The 16,271-nt window shown below is 42.0% G+C and carries 11 protein-coding genes; 7 read left to right on the top strand and 4 right to left on the bottom strand.

The window, feature by feature from the left end; translation table 11 throughout:
- Positions 1-2 precede the first annotated feature (2 nt).
- The 7 genes from AAH582_RS22590 to AAH582_RS22560 all read left to right on the top strand — a co-directional run bounded on the left by AAH582_RS22590 (position 3) and on the right by AAH582_RS22560 (position 10,059).
- Complete coding sequence (locus AAH582_RS22590; RefSeq protein WP_046672045.1) at positions 3-695, top strand: L-ribulose-5-phosphate 4-epimerase; 693 nt, start codon at positions 3-5, stop codon at positions 693-695.
- A 39-nt stretch (positions 696-734) separates the two neighbouring features.
- The gene (gene araA, locus AAH582_RS22585) at positions 735-2,237 is read left to right on the top strand and encodes an L-arabinose isomerase (protein WP_343320687.1); all 1,503 of its coding nucleotides are present in this window, start codon (positions 735-737) and stop codon (positions 2,235-2,237) included.
- A 69-nt stretch (positions 2,238-2,306) separates the two neighbouring features.
- A complete protein-coding gene (locus AAH582_RS22580; protein WP_046672043.1) occupies positions 2,307-4,007 on the top strand; it encodes a sodium:solute symporter family transporter in 1,701 nt (566 codons plus the stop codon).
- A 95-nt stretch (positions 4,008-4,102) separates the two neighbouring features.
- Positions 4,103-5,251, top strand: a complete 1,149-nt coding sequence (locus tag AAH582_RS22575; protein WP_343320686.1) for an aldose epimerase family protein — start codon at positions 4,103-4,105, stop codon at positions 5,249-5,251.
- Between the two features lie 10 nt (positions 5,252-5,261).
- Positions 5,262-6,806, top strand: coding sequence for an alpha-N-arabinofuranosidase (locus AAH582_RS22570; protein WP_231585188.1), 1,545 nt, complete (start codon positions 5,262-5,264; stop codon positions 6,804-6,806).
- 237 nt (positions 6,807-7,043) lie between these two features.
- Complete coding sequence (locus AAH582_RS22565) at positions 7,044-9,005, top strand: alpha-L-arabinofuranosidase C-terminal domain-containing protein (RefSeq protein WP_343320685.1); 1,962 nt, start codon at positions 7,044-7,046, stop codon at positions 9,003-9,005.
- 1 nt (position 9,006) lies between these two features.
- Complete coding sequence (locus tag AAH582_RS22560; protein WP_343320684.1) at positions 9,007-10,059, top strand: glycoside hydrolase family 43 protein; 1,053 nt, start codon at positions 9,007-9,009, stop codon at positions 10,057-10,059.
- A 55-nt stretch (positions 10,060-10,114) separates the two neighbouring features.
- Here AAH582_RS22560 and AAH582_RS22555 read toward each other — a convergent pair whose 3' ends face one another.
- The 4 genes from AAH582_RS22555 to AAH582_RS22540 form a co-directional block, all read right to left on the bottom strand.
- On the bottom strand, positions 10,115-12,097 hold the full coding sequence (locus tag AAH582_RS22555; RefSeq protein ID WP_343320683.1) for a DUF294 nucleotidyltransferase-like domain-containing protein: 1,983 nt from the start codon (positions 12,095-12,097) through the stop codon (positions 10,115-10,117).
- On the bottom strand, positions 12,039-12,659 hold the full coding sequence (locus tag AAH582_RS22550; RefSeq protein ID WP_343320682.1) for a 3'-5' exonuclease: 621 nt from the start codon (positions 12,657-12,659) through the stop codon (positions 12,039-12,041). The genes AAH582_RS22555 and AAH582_RS22550 overlap by 59 nt, the downstream gene beginning before the upstream one ends.
- Positions 12,660-12,837: 178 nt before the next feature.
- Entirely contained in the window at positions 12,838-13,410 is a 573-nt protein-coding gene (locus tag AAH582_RS22545) for a DUF4136 domain-containing protein (protein WP_343320681.1), read from the bottom strand.
- 279 nt (positions 13,411-13,689) lie between these two features.
- Positions 13,690-15,333, bottom strand: a complete 1,644-nt coding sequence (locus AAH582_RS22540) for an NAD+ synthase (RefSeq protein ID WP_343320680.1) — start codon at positions 15,331-15,333, stop codon at positions 13,690-13,692.
- Positions 15,334-16,271 lie beyond the last annotated feature (938 nt).

Raw genomic sequence — 16,271 nt, 5'->3', positions numbered from 1 at the left:
TCATGTATAATTCAATTAAAGAAGAAGCCTACCATTGCAATATGCAATTGCCCCAGCTGGGATTGGTGCTTTTTACATTTGGAAATGTGAGTGTTGTTGACCGTCACCATGAAGTTTTTGCCATTAAACCCAGTGGGGTCCCTTATGAGGAGCTTACACCGGAACATATGGTGATTGTAGATTTTGATGGTCATGTGGTTGAGGGTAATCTTCGGCCATCATCAGATACGAAAACCCATGCCCTATTGTATAAACAGTGGAAAGAGATTGGCGGTATAACACATACACACTCCACCTATGCGACAGCATGGGCACAGGCACAGCGGGATATTCCCATTTTTGGAACGACACATGCCGATCATTTGACCGTCGATATTCCTTGTGCCCCACCAATGCACGATGAGATGATCGCCGGAAACTACGAACATGAAACGGGGTTTCAAATTATCAATCACTTTGTCGAAAATAAGCTGGACTATCAAGAAGTGGAAATGATTCTGGTTGGCAACCACGCGCCGTTTGCTTGGGGTAAAACCGGAATAAAGTCTGTCTATAACAGTGCGGTGTTGGAACAGGTGGCGAAAATGGCTTGGTTGACAGAACAGATCAACCCGAATGCACCTCGATTAAAGCCTGCATTGATCAAAAAGCATTACGAACGGAAACATGGAAACAATGCCTATTATGGTCAATAATGCTGAATAATAAAAAATAGAGCAAAAACTACAATTAACATGAATATCAATTTAAAAGAACTTGAGGTCTGGTTTATCGTTGGAAGCCAAGATCTATATGGAGAAGAAACCTTAAAACAAGTAGCCGTACATGCGGAAGAAATTGCAGCCTATTTAAATGTACAGCCTGTGATTCCGGTAACGGTAAAATATAAACCGATCGTAAAAAATACAGACGAGATTTATGCAACATTGGCAGCCGCCAACAGTGAAAAAAATTGTATTGGGGTCATTACCTGGATGCATACCTTTTCACCGGCAAAGATGTGGATTAGGGGATTAAAAGCACTGCAAAAGCCATTGTTGCATCTGCATACGCAGTACAACCAGGATATCCCGTGGCAGAGTATCGATATGGATTTTATGAACCTTAACCAAAGTGCACATGGGGATCGTGAATTTGGACATATCGTTAGCCGCTTAAAAATAGCGCGTAAAGTCGTCACTGGCCATTGGCAAGATGCGGAAGTATTGGAACGGATTAATGTTTGGGCGCGTGCAGCCGCAGGCTGGCATGACTGGCAAGGAGCCAAATTTGCACGCTTTGGTGACAATATGCGTTATGTGGCTGTTACAGATGGCGATAAAGTAGAGGCAGAGTCGCAATTTGGTTTCGCTGTAAACACCTATGCCATTGGGGATCTAGTGGAGGTGATTAATGCGAGCACTGAAGCGGAAATCGCGGCATTATTAGTAGAGTACGAAGCAACTTATGAGCTAGCCGAAAATGTGAAAGCTGGCGGTGAATATCGTGCTAACCTCATCGAAGCTGCTAAGATAGAAATTGGCCTACGGAAGTTTTTGGAACAAGGAGACTTTAAAGGTTTTACGGATACTTTTGAGGATCTGCATGGCATGGTACAACTTCCGGGCCTGGCGGTACAGCGTTTAATGGCTGAGGGGTATGGTTTTGCCGGTGAAGGGGATTGGAAGACCCCAGCTTTGGTGCGTGCTTGCAAAATAATGGGAGCAGGATTACCGGGTACGACGGCATTTATGGAAGACTACACCTATCATTTTGATCCGCAGAATCCCATGGTACTTGGCTCACACATGTTGGAAGTGGACCCCGCATTGGCAATTGGAAAACCACGAATAGAAGTGCATCCACTAGGCATTGGCGGCAAGGCAGATCCTGCTCGCTTGGTTTTTAATGGCCAAAGTGGTGATGCATTGAATGCTTCTTTGGTCGATATGGGAACGCGTTTCCGTTTGATCGTAAACAAAGTACAAGGTGTTGCTGTAGAAGAAGAACTCCCTAAGCTTCCTGTCGCACGGGTGTTATGGAAACCGCTGCCCGATATGAAAACAGGTTGCAGTGCCTGGATTCTGGCTGGGGGTGCGCACCATACTGCCTACAGCTTGAGCTTAACACCCGAATACCTGGAAGATTTTGCACGTATTGCCGGACTGGAATATGTATTGATCGACGAGGACACTACGGTAGCAAGACTCGAAGATCAATTGAAATGGAATGAACTGTATTATTTACTGAGTAAATAATAAACTAAGCCATTTATACCTGTTCTTCGCGGTATAAATGGCTTATTGATAATAACCAATTTGGGAAATATGGAAAAATTTGCAACGGTAGATTACATCATCTTCGTAATTTACTTCTTTATTGTAGCCGGCTATGGCTATTGGATTTATCGTAAAAAGACGAATAGTTTAAGCAGCAGCAAGGACTACTTTCTGGCGGAAGGATCACTGACCTGGTGGGCCATAGGCTCTTCGTTGATCGCATCGAATATTTCTGCCGAACAGTTTATTGGCATGAGCGGCAATGGATTTGAGGTCGGTATTGCTGTAGCTGCTTACGAGCTCATTGCTGCGGTAGCGTTAATTATTGTTGCGGTTTGGTTTATTCCGGTCTATCTGAAAAACAAGATTTTCACGATGCCTCAGTTTTTGAACAACCGATACAATGAAACGACGAGTCTCATCATGGCCATCTTCTGGTTGTTTTTGTATGTTTTTGTCAATCTGACATCTATCCTGTATCTCGGGGCAATCGCCATTTCGAGTATGGCCGGAGGTGGCGACAGCTTCCACACCATTACAGTTGCTTTAGCCGTATTTGCCGTCATCATTACGCTGGGGGGAATGCGTGTTATTGGTTTCACAGATGTTATTCAGGTTGTTGTATTAATTATTGGCGGTATAGCGACAACCTATGTGGCATTGACGTTGGTCAGTGAACATTTTGGTTTAGGACAGGATGCCTTAGCGGGATTTAATAAACTGATGGAAGATTCTCCGGAGCATTTTAACCTATTTGTCGATAAACCAGGGCCAGGGGCCAGTCAGGAAGATATCAATAAATATCTGATGCTGCCTGGAATAGGAATGTACCTTGCGGGGATCTGGATTGTCAACCTAAATTACTGGGGTTGTAATCAATACATCACACAACGCGCTTTGGGAGCCGATTTAAAGACTGCACGCACGGGGATTCTTTTTGCGGGATTTCTAAAATTGTTTATGCCAATTATCGTTATGCTTCCGGGGATAGCCGCTTATGTGCTATACAAAAATGGTGCGTTACAACACGAAATGGCTCCTGGAGGAGTGTTTCACGCCGATAATGCATATTCAGCGATATTGGGCTATCTGCCCAATGGAATGAAAGGGCTTGCGCTGGCGGCGCTTACAGCGGCTATTGTGGCCGGATTGGCCGGAAAGGCCAATAGTATCGCAACGATCTTTACATTGGATATCTTTAAAAAATACATCAATAAAGATGCGAGCGAAGCAAAAATGGTGTGGGTTGGAAAGATAACCATCGTGATCTCTATTCTACTTTCTGTTTTGTTTACCTGGAATGATGCGCTGGGCATTGGTGGTGCCGGAGGATTTACTTTTATCCAAAAATATACAGGCTTCATCAGCCCCGGTGTTTTTGCGATGTTTTTGCTAGGGATGTTTTGGAAAAGGACAACGGGTGCAGCCGCCATTACAGGCCTTGTTACGGGATTTGCGTTGTCTATATTTTTCAATGAGTTTGCAACAAAGGTTTTCGGACCAGAGACATGGATCTATACGGCATATCTCAACAAAGCGGGCATTTATGAAATTCCATTCCAGATATGTATGGGACTCGCATTTGTATTTACAATGATCGCTATGATTGCTGTGAGCTTATTTGGACCAAAGGTTAATCCAAAAGCTTTTGTATTGGATCGGTCGATGTTTAAAGTAGAACCATCCGTATTGGCATTAATCGTTGTGACTTTATTGTTGGTGACCGCTATCTACGTGCGTTTTTGGTAGAAATGTTGCCATTTGAATAATTAAAAAATTATGAACCATTCCTAATGAAAATTAGGAAGCCTCCGTCAGACCGATGGGGTAAAACTTAATTACAGATGAATAAGAAAATTATTATTGGTTTGTTGACTTGTGCTTCATTGGCTTATGGCTGCCAATCTTCATCAACTCAAAGTAAGCAAGCAGCAACGATGGCTGATTCTACTTCCAGCCCGGCTTTCGACAGCCAGATTGATGGTAAAGAAGTTAAACTGTTCCAGCTCAAGAATGATAAACTCGCCATTACGTTGACAAATTATGGTGCACGTCTTGTGAGTTTAAAAGTCCCGGATAAGAACGGTAAAGCGATTGATGTGATTTTGGGCTATGACTCGGCCAAAGAATACAAGGATAATTATAATAATTTTTATGGCGCCATTGTAGGGCGTTATGGTAACCGGATCGGGAAAGCATCATTTAAACTGAATGGTGAGGTTTATTCTTTAGAAAAGAATGATGGCGAGAACTCACTTCATGGCGGTACCAATGGCGTTTACAATAAGGTGTGGGATGTCGTTAGTAGCACTAATACATCAATCACATTAGCCTATACCTCACCTGATAAAGAAGCGGGGTATCCAGGAAGGGTCAAGATGGAGGTTACCTACACCCTGGAGGACAACGGTGCTTTGGCCATAGCCTATCAGGCGACAACAGATAAAGAGACGGTCTTAAATCTGACCAACCATGCGTATTTTAACCTCAATGGGGCCGGAGATTCTTCTATTTTGGATCATGAACTTCAAATTGATGCAAAGGCAATTACCGAAGTTGATAATACCTTGATCCCAACAGGAAAGAGCTTGCCTGTCGCCGGCACCGCATTCGATTTTACCAAGCCGACACGCATTGGTGCTCGTATAGAAGATCAAAATGCACAACTGAAGATTGGAAAGGGCTATGACCATAATTTTGAACTCAACAAGAAGGATGGTTTCCAGAAGGTCGCACAGGTGTATGCTACAAAGACAGGTATTGAAATGGACATCTACACAACCGAACCAGGCTTGCAGTTTTACAGTGGTAATTTTATGAAGGATTCGGATCCTAAAGGGAAAGAGGGAAAAGTGTATCCATTCCGTTCTGCCTTCTGCTTGGAGACACAACATTTTCCAGATGCACCAAATCACCCCAGTTTTGCATCCACGGTGTTAAAACCTGGCGAAAAATACAGTTCAAAGACAACCTATCAATTTAGTGTGAAATAATAAAATCGATATGATGAAGCTAAGATTAAAATTAGGCGTTGTTTTTACGCTGGCCACTGGATTACTGTATGGACAGAGTAGTGTAAGATTGGAAACACCACAGCAGGAGCAGATTATAAGTCGACATATCTATGGACATTTTGCCGAACATTTGGGGCGCTGTATTTATGATGGATTTTATGTCGGTGAGAAAAATGACTCGATTCCCCATGCCGACGGCGTCCGGAAAGATATCATCGAAGCTCTTAAGAAGTTGAATATTCCCAATTTACGTTGGCCGGGGGGCTGTTTTGCCGATACGTATCATTGGAAGGACGGAGTCGGGCCCAAAGCACAGCGTCCCGCTATGGTAAATAATTGGTGGGGTGGTGTGACAGAGGATAATTCTTTTGGTACACATGACTTTTTGAATATGTGCGAATTGCTTGGTGCAGAACCTTATCTAGCGGGTAATGTGGGGAGCGGTGAGGTGCAGGAGCTTGCCGACTGGGTGCAATATGTGAATTTTAAAGGTGAGAGCCCTATGTCGGATTGGCGACGAAAAAATGGCCGGCAGGAACCTTGGAAGGTAAAATTTTGGGGCGTAGGAAATGAAGCCTGGGGCTGTGGCGGAAATATGACTGCCGATTACTATACCGATATCTATCGCAAATACGCGACTTTTATGTCGGACTGGACCAATGGAAGCGGTTTGTATCGAATCGCCTCGGGGGCGAATAGCGCTGATTATAATTGGACAGAAACACTCATGAAGAAAATTCCAAGTGGTTTGATGAAAGGCATGGGACTTCATCACTATGCGGTGATTAACTGGGATAAAAAAGGCTCTGCGACCCAATATTCGGAGGAAGAGTATTTTAAAACCATGAAATCAGCTTGGTTTATGAATGAACTCGTAGAAAAGAATATTGCCATTATGGACAAATACGATCCGAAAGGACTTGTGGATCTGATCGTAGACGAATGGGGCGGCTGGTATGAGGTTGAACCCGGTACGAACCCTGGTTTTCTCTATCAGCAAAATACCATGCGTGATGCCATGATTGCCGGCATGACATTGAATATTTTTAATAACCATGCCCGTCGGGTGAAGATGGCCAATTTAGCGCAGGCAGTGAATGTATTGCAAGCTGTTATTCTAACCGAGGGGAAGAATATGATTTTGACACCGACTTATCATGTGATGGAGATGTATAAGGTTCATCAGGATGCCAAGTTAATTCCTATTACGCTTCAATCAGCGGATTTTGAATTTAATCAAGAGAAAATTCCGGCCGTATCGGTTTCGGCATCACAGGACAAACAGGGCCGCACACATATATCCTTGGTAAATATTGATCCGAAAAAGAATAATAAGGTAAAGGTTGATTTAGGTTCGGTGAAAGCTGGAAAAGTAACGGGTCGAATACTTACCGCGGACAACCTACGCGATTATAATTCCTTTAAGAAACCCGCAACAATTGCACCTGTTGTGTACAATACGGCCAAGGTTGTAAATGGTACTATTGAAGTGGATATTCCGGCATTTTCAGTTATTGTATTGGAATTAATATAAGATGTTGTGAATATCTATTGATTCGATGGTGGTAAACCAATAAATGAGCTAATGAGTGCGTTAATCCCATTGAAAGTAACTGGAAACGTACCGCTAAAGACCGTGAAATACCGCATTGATCCCATGGAAAATAAAGCGAAATAGACCACAAATACCGTGAGATTACCTGATTGATTAAGGGTAGTAAACCAATAAATGAGCGTAATAGGCTCATTTAATGAACAAATAAATACATAGATGAAAAAAATTGTATCGTTGATGCTAGTGCTGGCAAGTTTAGGTTTTTCGGCAGCTGCACAGTCACCAATCACGTTAGATATTACACTGGATAAACCTGCAGGTGAAATATCGCCACATATGTGGGGCGTCTTTTTTGAGGATATCAATCTTGGGGCAGACGGTGGGATCTATGCCGAATTGGTCAAAAATAGATCATTTGAGTTTGATCAACCTTGGATGGGCTGGAAGAAGCTTGAAAATGGTGCCGAGGGTACTTATTTACTGCTGAATGATAGTAAACGTAAGGGAAATAAACGCTATCTAAGATTAAACAATACGGCAAATCTAAGATTAGGGCTGCAAAATGAAGGTTTTAGAGGAATGGGGGTAAAAGCGGGAGCAAGCTATGAGTTTTCGTTGCAGTACCAGCGTGCTGCTAAAGGAATGAAAGTGCATGTTGAACTTATCGATCAGCAGAACAAGGTGATTGGGGAAACTGAACTTCCGCTTGAACCCGTCGCATCCTGGACGGAAGCTGCGGTCAAATTCCCTGTCAACCAAACGACAGATAAAGCGAAATTAAACATTTGGTTTACAGGGACGGGGACTTTAGAGGTCGATATGTTGTCCTTATTTCCAGTAGACACCTGGAAAGGTAGACCAAAGGGGCTTCGTAAGGACATGGTCCAGATGCTTGCCGATATGAAACCTGGCTTTATCCGTTTTCCTGGCGGCTGTATTGTTGAAGGGAGAGATTTGGCCAATCGGTTTCAATGGAAAAAAACGGTTGGACCAATAACGGAAAGGGAATTGATTATCAACCGCTGGAATACCGAGTTTAGCCATCGTCTGACACCTGATTATTTTCAGACCTTCGGTTTAGGATTTTATGAATACTTTTTGCTGGCGGAAGATATTGGCGCATCTCCGGTACCAATTCTCAATTGCGGTATGGCCTGCCAATTTAATACAGGTGAAGTGGTACCCTTAGATGAGCTGGATACATATGTTCAAGACGCTTTGGATCTGATTGAATTTGCTAACGGCACAACAGCTACAAAATGGGGGAAATTACGGGCGGATATGGGGCATCCTGAGCCTTTCCATCTCAACATGCTGGGGGTTGGAAATGAAAATTGGGGCCCGCAATATATCGAGCGGTTAACCGTCTTCAAGAAAATGTTAAACGAAAAACATCCGGAGATCAAAATTATCGCCAGTTCGGGTACCGATCCCGAAGGAGATCGTTTTGACTTCTTAGATGATAAACTGCGGGCGATGAATATCGATATCATTGATGAACATTATTACCGCCCACCATCCTGGTTTCTGTCGAGCGCCAATCGTTATGATAATTACCCTAGAAATGGGGTGAAAATCTTCGCAGGGGAATACGCTTCGCATACCACGCGACCAAATGGTCCTGGAAAAAGTACCTGGGAGGCAGCTCTTTCGGAGGCAGCTTTCATGACGGGTCTGGAACGAAATGGCGATGTGGTGGAAATGGCATCTTACGCGCCATTATTCGGTCATGTCGATGGCTGGCAGTGGTCACCTGATTTAATTTGGGTGGATAACTTGCAGGTATATGGAACACCGAGCTACCAAGTTCAAAAATTATATGCGACCAATAAAGGGACAAGCATTGTTCCGATCAAACGGAATGGTGAATTCGTAGCGGGCAAAGATAGCCTATATGCTTCGGCAGTATATGACACAGCTGCGCGACAGCTTATCGTGAAAGTCGTCAATTACAATAGTAAGCCGATGAAAGTGAACCTTGCCATAGATTCGAAGAAAAAGCCTGCTGCGACAGCAGAGAAAATCACCTTGGCCAATGCCAACTTAAACCTGAGTAACAGTATCGAGGAACCATTGAACATCCGTCCAAAGCAAAATACAATAACTTATAAGGGGAAGACGATTGTTGAAACATTTGAACCTTACTCCTTGACCTTGATAAAATTGACCGTAAAATAAGATGAATATTCGCATACTCTTTTTTACAACCCTGATGCTATTTGTGCATAACTTATTTGCACAGGCGAAGGAATCGGATCTGGCCGCTTACCTCATGGTTTATTTTAAGGATGATAGCCATGGCCTGTATGTTGCAGTCAGCCAGGATGGCTATTCTTTCACCGATATCAATAAAGGAAAACCAATCATTGCTGGCGATAGCATTGCACAGCAGAAAGGTATTCGGGATCCCTATATCATGCGCGGAAAAGATGGCTATTTTTATATGGTCATGACGGATTTACATATCTACGGACAAAAGCAAGGATATAGAAGTACAGAATGGGAGCGCGATGGCATAGCATTTGGATGGGGCAACAACCGCGGTATTGTCTTAATGAAATCGGCTGATTTAATTCAGTGGACCCATACGGAGCTATACTTGGAGAAAGCCTTTAAAGGCTGGGAAAATGTTGGCGCCTTTTGGGCTCCCGCACTCATCTACGATGATCGTACTGGTAAGATGATGATCTATTTTACCATGCGGTTTGGCAATGGACTGAATCAGCTCTACTATGCCTACTTAAATAAGGAGTTTACAGCATTTGAGTCAGAACCACAGCTCTTGTTTCAATACCCCAAATCAAATAAAAATTACATCGATGGCGACATGACGAAAGTGGGTAATAAATACCATCTTTTTTATGTTGCCCATGATGGTGTTCCAGGCATTAAGCAAGCTGTTTCAGACCACCCGAATGGACCCTATCAGTATGACGATCGTTTCTATGACCCTGAGCCGGAAGCCTGCGAAGCTCCGAATGTGTGGAAAAGGATAGGGGAAGAAAAATGGGTGTTGATGTATGATATCTATGGGATATCGCCACATAATTTTGGCTTCAGTGAAACCACAGATTTTAAAAATTTTGTTGATCTGGGACACTTTAATGAAGGTAAAATGAAATCTACTAATTTCACTTCGCCCAAACATGGTGCTGTCATCCCAATAACAAAGCAAGAGTTGCAGCGATTAGCAAAGCATTGGCAGTTTGATTTGTCTTTGCCAAAAAAATAGAAGCGCGTTAGCGCTGGTCTTCGTACCTTATTGCCTTTGTATGACAATAAGGTACTTAACCAAATAAATTGCTGGTGAATTTCAGCTTAATACCGAGTTGAAAATTATGGATTGTTTTAAAGATCTCCTTAATTGTTGCCTTTTCAATATTGGTCAAGCTATCGATAGGTACATAATTGTTGGGCGCCAATTTAGCAATACGGATCTGGTTGGCTTGATTTTTCAAACGGATCGACATTAGGTAATAATAGGATTGATTTAACTCCTCGTACTGTTCTTGTGTGAAGATGCCCAATTCAAGAAGCTGTTTTAACCTACCACCGGTATTTTCTTCATAAATTCTGTTTTGCAGTGCGTAAACCCGGACTAAGTCAACAATGGGTGTCATCGCTTTCTTGATATTGAAGACTTCAGAAGAACCTATTGTTTGCGTTTTTATTGCCTTGAAAAATGTGAGCGGCGGTTCATATTGCAGCGCATTCTTTGCAATGAATGTAAAAAAACGCTCGTTGGGTTTTTGTAGCTCAATATTCAGGAATTCCTTGAGTTGATCAATTATATCCTGGTCGCCATATAGTCGCCTACAGTCGAAGAACGTTGAAAATTTAATTGCATTCTCGGGAATACTTTCTTCAATCCATTTTTTGTAATTTTTCTTCCAATGCGACAGGGAATGTGTCCATTCGGGATTACTGGCCATATATCCTCCGGTACAGTAGCTAAAACCGATGGTATTGAGATGATCCGATACGCGACTGGCAAAATGGAGAAAATACGCGCGTACGAGCTCCCGTTGTTCGTTTGCTTTATCTTCATAAATAATGGCGTTATCCTGATCAGTCATTAACGTCTGTTCTTTCCTTCCTTCGCTACCCGTTACCATAAATACAAATTTTGCGGGTGGCTCGCCCATTTCCCCGATCACTTTTTCAATTACTTTAAGGGCAATACTGTCGGCAACGGTCGTAATAACCTGGTTCGCAATCTCGGCATTTACACCCCTACCGAGCAATTGGTGGATAATCTCGGGAACATTGTTCCATTTTTCACGCAATTCATCCAGCGTTTCGGCGAGTTTAACCGATTGAATGAATACGAGCGGAGACTGCCCCTGTTCACTCAATAGCCGATTTCGACTAAGGAAGCCGATATAATTGCCCCCTTTCTCAACAAGAAGATACCTTGATTTCGTGCGGAACATCATCAGTACCGCCTCGTAAAGATAGGCCTGATCGGAAATACTGACAATGGGGTTATCCATAACCTGAGCGATAGATTGTGTTGCCGGAATCTGCTGGGCCACGACATTGTCTCTTAAGGTAATATCGGTTGCATAGCCGAGAATCTGCTCCTCCTTTTTAATAAATATGCAGCTTACCTTGTGTTTCGCCATGGTTTGTGCCGCCTCAAAGATGGGGGTATCGGGTGTACAGGATACGATATCTTTGTAGGTAATATGCTCAATTTTGCGCGAATAGAGTTGGTCTGCCGCAAAATAACTTTCCTCAAAGGAAGCCGGTGATTTTACAAAATGAGAAAACTCCTCGTCCAACATTCTTTTTCCAAAGGAGCTGGTGAAAAAGTGGAAAAACTCTTCATTCGCATTACAGAGCTCAATAAAATCTTTCCGGGGTAAACGATAAATAATTGTACCTTTTTTCGCAATAACAGACTTGAGTGCTTTTGTTCGGTTTAATAAGACCGATATTCCACCAAAACAATACGGCTTATGGTGGACCTCAACCAATCGTTTATTATCGGAAACATCCAAAAAGAATGTCTCATATTCACCTTCGAGGATTAAATCAACACCATCCATATCGGTAATGTTCTGCCGATAAACTAAGGTATCTTTGGAAAAACGATGTTCATTGAATCTGTCGACGATACTCAATTGTAGGGTTTCGGGCAGAATTTGAAATGGCTGAGTCGATTTCAGTAGGCGTAGTATAGCGTTGGGGTTTTTCATGGAAGTTACATTAACAGATGTTTTCGAATTCAGCTTGCTGATGTTGTATGTCCTGATCGGATAATTCATCTTTTCGAATCATTTCAAAATAACATTTAGCGGTAATCTCGGCATCTTTTTCTGCATTATGCATTTCGGTCGCTGGACTCGAAAATAGCGTTTCATGTAGCGATGAAAGTGGAAGATGTACCATATTCGGATTCCGAACGTATTTTTTGCTATGCAACAAGGTGCAAAAATATGCTAAGTTATGAAATGGAATAGCCAAGTTGGATCGATAGAATTCGGCTGCTAATACCTGCAGGTCGAATGATAGAAAATGGCCGATTAACTGCGGCTTATATTTTTTGATGTCATGACTGAATTTCCGTAATACGTCTTTTTTCTTCTCACCATATTTCATTAGAAAAGGTGGTGTCAATCCATGAATCTGTTCGGATGCAGGACTAATTGGTATTAACGGCTCGTAAATATATTTATTGGTTCGTTTAACTTCCTGTTGGTCTTCGTCGTAGATGATCCAGGCCAATTGTAAAATATGGGGCCAATTGTCACTGTCCATATAACTCTTGTTCCATTTTTTCGGTAAACCAGATGTTTCCGTATCTAAGAATAGCAAATATTTTTTCAATGAATTGTCGGTAATTAATAATTAAAAATAGTCAAAATTTGCCAAGGAAAGATGGTAAATCAGCTTATATTTTTGCTGTGGGAGCGCAGGGGGGCACTGATGCTATCAAATAATTTTAGTTACACTAAAAAGGCTGATTTATTTTGTAAACCAGCCTTTTTTAAAATGAGAATATCTCTTATTTCTTTATAGTTTTTACAGGAAATAGGTCAATAACACCTTTTGCAACCTTGCTGATGTTATTAATTGCCTTTTCAGGGTTATCAACATCGCCAGAACCACGTGCCTGCCAGATTACTGCGTTTGTTTTGCGATCGATGGCTTCGATAATCAAATGGCCATATCGATAGCGTTCTTTTGCAACGGGGTAATAGCCGCCGCCATAGTAATAAGGTGAAAACCATGGACGGTACCAGCCCCAGGGACCACCCCAGCCGTAATAACCGTCGCCACCATAAATTAAACGGCTTTTATTGTTGACAATGGTAATATACCGAAATAGTAGATCAGGATTATCTTTAGAATATTGTAGACCCTTTGCCTCCAACGCAGTATTCGCGGCATCCAGGATATTGGCTTTGGCGATATCGTTGTCAAAATAAGACTTCGAAAGCGAGTCTACCGGAGGTAACCAAGCATAGGTCTTGAAAGGAGTAAAATCCATCTTTTCTACCCGAGTGGTATTGTATTGATAAGACGAACATGATGCGAGTGCAACGCAAAGCACCAAAAATAATAGAATCTTTTTCATCGTAGTAATTTATTTATCAACTGTGATGAATCTACCATGAGTATTTTGTCGTCGCATTGGACAACCACACTCACGATGGTTCATGGCCTATATGGAACTTATATTTATTTAACTAATTTGTTTTATTCTTATCCGCATACCTTTCAATTGTAAAATAATACAATTGACGGTCTTTATGGCAATCGTTTTCACTTTCCGGGATGCTACCATCCTTTCCGATTTTGCAATCTATTACTTTAGACAAAAAACTAGAAATATGGTTTAATCCGAATTGTAAAATTAATAAGGATATTTTGCCACCAACTGAATCTGTCTTCCTGGACCAAAAGCTTTTGGACTAACACGCAGTATAGGAGGAGCTTGAAAACGTTTGAATTCAGCATTATTAACCAATTTACATACCCTTTCTACTAACGATTTTTCAAAGCCCATTGCTACAACTTCAGATCCTGCTTTCTCATTTTCGATAAGCTCAAAAAGGATTTGATCCAATAAGTCGTATTCCGGTAAGGAGTCCGAATCTTTTTGATCTGGTCGAAGTTCCGCAGAAGGTGCCTTTTCAATGGTATTGGTTGGAATGATCTCCCGTTCTCGATTGATATAGCGTGCTAAATCATAGGCTTTGGATTTGTAAACATCACCGATCACGGAGATGGAACCTGCCATATCACCATAGAGTGTGCCATATCCGACAGCAGCCTCACTTTTGTTGGATGTATTGAGTAAAATATTGCCGAATTTATTGGAAACGGCCATCAAAATGACCGCACGTGCGCGCGCTTGAATATTCTCTTCAGTCGTATCTGGCTGTAGCCCTTCAAAAAGAGGGGCTAGACTATGTTCGTAGGCATTCGCGATATCTTTGATCGGAACGATATAATGTTTACAGCCGGTATTGTTGACGAGATCCAGTGCGTCTTTTATCGAATGGTCAGAAGAGTAAACGGATGGCATCAGTATGGCTAACACATTATCGGCGCCCAAAGCCTCACAGGCCAAGGCGGCGACTAAGGCCGAATCAAGCCCACCGGACAAACCTAAAACCGCCTTTTTGAAACCAGATTTTTGAAAATAATCACGAAGGCCAAGGATCAACGCATCGTGTATAAGAGCTATTTCGGAAATCGGTTCTTTTGAAGAAGCCGTGGTGGACGTTATATTTTGTTGACGGTAGGTGACAAATTGAAGATCTTCTTCAAAGCTTTTTAGTTCAGCAATTTTTGTTCCTTCATTATTCAGGGCGATTGAACGGCCGTCAAAGATAATATCCATGTGAGCGCCAATCTGATTGACATAAATGAGCGGTCTGCCAGCCTTTGTTACCTGTTGGCTGAGGACCTTGATCCGTTCATCAAAATGGGTATAGGAAAAAGGGGAGGCCGCAATGTTGATGAGGAGGTCTGGATTTTCTTTTCTCAATTCCGCCATGGGATCACCAACGTAAGAATTGCCCCCTTCGTCATCATCCCACAAATCTTCGCAAATGGTTAAGGCAATTTTTACGCCATTCAACTCGATACAATCAAAACGTCTGCTGGGTTCAAAATAACGATATTCATCAAATACATCATAATCGGGCAAAAGGCCTTTTTTAACAATGTTTCGGACAGATCCATGTTCAATAAATACGGCGGTATTATAAAGCTCTTTGCCCTCCGGGTCGCTGTTTTTGACCGGGGCTCCAATGATACAGGCGATATCCTGACAATGGGCTGCGATTTGATGAATAGCTTCATCGCATTGACGTTTAAAGGCCTTACTCCGTAAAAGATCCTTGGCAGGGTAACCACCAATTGCGAGCTCGGCAAAAATAATAAGATCGGCCGTTGCTTCTTTGGCCTGTTGGATCGCGCTAATTATTTTTTTAGTATTTGCTTCAAAGTTACCGATATGGTAATTTAACTGTGCTAAAGCTATTTTCATATGCTATCAATCGTCTAACTAAATAAGATACCAATTGATGTTGGATCTTCTCACAAATTTATTTCTTTTTTTTGATACTCTGCCCGCACTTATGCGAATAAAAGCGCTAAGATTTTATAGGAGGAGGCTGGGGGGCTAATAGCCATGGTTTAAGCATGCACGGTGGCTCGGGTGTTGAACCGACTTTGTCCGTTACGCAAGGAATTGGCCGCTGACCACGTTACGGAGATCTCATTGCCAAGTCCGGTCTGTAGGCGAAGTGCGTGTACAGTAAATCCACGTGGAGTCCACCTTTTGAGCTGCTGTCAGTGTAGGTGCATATTTTTTATAGTCAGAGCAAGTGGAGGTTGGGGGCAACTTGCTTATACGTTATTTACAAGAAACTATATGGAAAATTGCAAATAAGCACCGGTTGGCTATGCAGCTCACTGATTGAAAATGTTTGACAGTAGAAGGCGAGGGGATAGGGAAATACGTTTAAATGCACAAGAACATGCTAAATTGTTTTAACATAATTTTAACAACGTTAAATGCTGTTAAATTTCTTGACATGAAAGCAGATCTGTAGTACCTTTGATATATCAAAAGAAACGAAAGATATTAAAAATAATATATAAAGAACTTTTCATAATTTAGGTTAATAATTGGTTAGGTAAAGCTCGGAGTTCCCCACTTCGAGCTTTTATTTTTTCTAAAAACACTTTTTCGGGTTATATTTCAATTTCCTCCTTTTAAATTAATTTAAAGTGTTGTTTATCATGCTATTACCGCACAATAGGGATCCTTTTGTTCCATAAGGCCCCTTCCTTTTTTCTCTTTCATTTTGTTGCAGAAAATTAGGATTATATAGTGATCAAATTAACACTTTAGACAGTGTTTGTTCAGTGATCGTTCAGTGCTTGTTCAGTGATTGCTCAGTGAGCACTGAATTACCAGTG

It is taken from the genome of Sphingobacterium multivorum, assembly GCF_039511225.1.
Taxonomy (GTDB): domain Bacteria; phylum Bacteroidota; class Bacteroidia; order Sphingobacteriales; family Sphingobacteriaceae; genus Sphingobacterium.
The sequence above is the reverse complement of the archived record's forward strand: the minus strand, read 5'-3'. Positions and strand labels throughout refer to the sequence as shown.